General features: G+C 67.0%; 3 protein-coding genes and 1 pseudogene. 1 reads left to right on the top strand and 3 read right to left on the bottom strand.

The annotated features are described in order from the left end of the window. Positions 1-187, bottom strand: a pseudogene (locus AB0367_RS38685) (D-TA family PLP-dependent enzyme); the annotation flags it as partial. A gap of 104 nt (positions 188-291) precedes the next feature. On the opposite strand from AB0367_RS38685, the gene AB0367_RS38680 reads away from it, so the two are divergent. After that, complete coding sequence (locus tag AB0367_RS38680; protein WP_366231494.1) at positions 292-615, top strand: hypothetical protein; 324 nt, start codon at positions 292-294, stop codon at positions 613-615. Between the two features lie 1,310 nt (positions 616-1,925). Here AB0367_RS38680 and AB0367_RS38675 read toward each other — a convergent pair. Both AB0367_RS38675 and AB0367_RS38670 read right to left on the bottom strand, forming a co-directional pair. Beyond that, complete coding sequence (locus AB0367_RS38675; RefSeq protein WP_366231493.1) at positions 1,926-2,237, bottom strand: transposase; 312 nt, start codon at positions 2,235-2,237, stop codon at positions 1,926-1,928. A 174-nt stretch (positions 2,238-2,411) separates the two neighbouring features. Continuing rightward, on the bottom strand, positions 2,412-2,642 hold a 231-nt coding region (locus AB0367_RS38670; protein ID WP_366231492.1), incomplete at its 5' end, for a hypothetical protein.

Genomic DNA, 2,642 nt, shown 5'->3' with positions numbered 1-2,642 from the left:
CACCGACACGCAGCGACACCTGGTCGGCGAGAGCACGCAATCGTGCCGCACGCGCACCTGACGCCCAGACGGGATAGGCGATGAAGAGGTCGGTGAAGCCGGCCTGGGCGAACACCTCAGCCTCGCTGACGGTGGCCACGGTCAGGCCGACCGCACCAGACTCGATCTGACGGCGAGCGATCTGCACGCACTTGTGGGACTTCGCATGTTGCCGCAGCGCGATCCGCCGCGCAGCAGCGCCTGCCGCGACCCGGCCGCCGGGCCAGCGCGGCGGCCGACGAGGCCGAAGCCTTGCATCAGGCGTCCGAAGCGCTGCGCGCCGCGGGCGTGGACCCTGTGGTGCGCAGTGGCGGGTCGACACCCACGGCGCCGGTCACCGATCCTGGCTCGCTGACCGAGATGCGTCCTGGCGTCTACGTCCAGGACGGTCTCGCCGTCAGCGACCAGCCGCTGGGCGATGTGCCGGCCGATGCCGTTGCAGCCTTCGACCGCCCAGACCCGGTCCTTGTACTGTCGGCCGAGCTTGATCTCGACGGTCGCGGACCGTTTGTGTGGGTCCATTCCGATGATCACTCGTGCCACGCCGTTCCCCCTCCTCAATCCGACATTCGCTGATGTCAGCGAGGAGGGCAGCGCTACTTCGAGCTGGGCAGACTTTCGTGAGCCTCTCCACGCCGCGGTGACCGACGGGACGCATGCCAAATGAGAGCCACACGAAACAGCAGTGGGCAGCCGATGTGAGAGCCACCCCACCGATCCTGCACCTCGACCCAGCCTGGCCGGGCTGCGGTCGTAGAGATAAGTAGCCGATGTGCGCGTTGTGCGGGCCATCGCCATTGTCGAGAAATTCGGGAATCGGCGCCGGCGGTCCATGGGGACAGTGGTTGCTTGTTCTCGCCTTGCGGAGTATGTGACGGAAATGCCGCCCGGCCGTGCGCGGCATTGTCGAAAGACGGCCGCGATGCACCGGCGGCCGTGTATTGCCGCCGACCGTTCGATGCGTTGCCGGACCGGCGGGCCGGCGCAACTGTGGCGTGCATGCGCGACGACGCTTCGGGACAGGAACGGGCTGCCCGTCGCCGCTCGCCTGGCGTGGTGCGGGATCGCAGTCGTTTGCCGCGGTGCTGCTCGCGGGGCGTTGTGCCTGGTCAGGTGGCGTGACCGGCGGAGGTGGCGAGGGCGGCACCGGCCCCTGCCCCGATCCGTCCCGCTGGTCGCTGGCCGTCGGCGGGGTGTCACCGCGCAGGCGGCGGAGCTTCTCGGAGTGCCGTCTGGCAAGGCCCCATTCCCGATGCCGAGCATGCTCCCGGCGGAACTGCTCCTTTGCCGGGGAATAACGACGTGACCTGGTCCGGTCACGCATGGCAGCCAACTCCGCCCTTGAAAACAATCCCAGCTGCCCCATGTGCGTAATTATCCCGGAACCCGACCGAAACCGCCGCCCCGAACGGCAGTCCATAATGTCAGATGGTGAACGCGCATGCCCGCGATCCAGTGCACCGGGGTCCAAGCGACTTGCTCCCGGTGCGGCCGATCTCGTGACTCACGGTCACGGCATCGCGGAAGAGTCATCTTTGCATGGGTCCGGCTGTGGCATCCGGCCGAACCGATTTCGTCCGTCGCCGTCAGTTGACGGGACCGAATTCGCCAACGTAACTGAGAATCCTTGGCGACTTTGTCTCGCTATTGCTGTCGAAGCCCAGCATGCTCATGCCGAACGTCGGGGTTCGGAGCGTCGGGATCGTCTCGAGCTATGTGTCGAGTGCCAGCTTGGCGTCATGATCATTCGATATGATGTGGTCCCAGGCAGATGGTCAGGCCACCGGGCGGATGCGATCGACGGTCTTGTAGTGAAGTGCGGTTTCCAGCCGGCCGCGGGCGTCGGTGTGGCAGGCATGGCAGGAACACGCGCACGTCGTCCAGGGTCAGTCCGGCGGCCAGCAGGTGGCGGATGCTGCGGACCCGCACCGCGGCCCGGGAACCAGCTCGAGCAGCAGGTGGTGCAGCCGGCTCAGCGCCTCGGTCCGCGCCCGGCCCAGCTCGTCGCGGCGGTCGACGAGCAGCTTCAACACGACCGTGACGTCGTCGACCACCACCTGCCGCAGCCCGTACGCCCGCAATGCTGCGATGGCGATGCAGTGCGCGTCGGCCGGGTCGGTCTTGCGGCCCTGCGTGGTATCGAACAACCGGGTCCGGGCGGACAGCTTCGCCGGCACGTCTTCGGCGATGCGCAGCAATGGTGAGGGCAGCTACACCGAATGCTCGACCGAGCAGCGAACATCAAGGTGCACCTGCAGAAATACGTCGGCCTCCGCTCCATGGTCGACGCTGCAGACCATGGAGCGGACCAGCAGCGGCATCCGCCGCCGCCAACACGATCGTCGGGATGAAGTACTCCAATGAGATCCGGGTCAGTTGCTGACCGAGGAAATCTGATCGGTGGCGGCCTCGTGAGGCGCCGCCACCGGCTGGTGCGACGTGCCGGGGTGCACGGCAGACAGGGCGGCCAAGAGGGCGAGCATGAGCAGGGCGTCCCAGTTGCCCAGGACGGGGCTTGACCCCTGATCTTGGACACGGGGTTTATGCGGCTGGCGCCAGCGTAGCTGGTGCTGTTCGGATGTTGTTTTCGTAGTTGATCGGGG

Source organism: Dactylosporangium sp. NPDC051484, from assembly GCF_040689395.1.
Classification (GTDB): Bacteria; Actinomycetota; Actinomycetes; order Mycobacteriales; family Micromonosporaceae; genus Dactylosporangium.
Note: the sequence above shows the minus strand (reverse complement) of the source record. Positions and strands in the feature narration are given on the sequence as shown.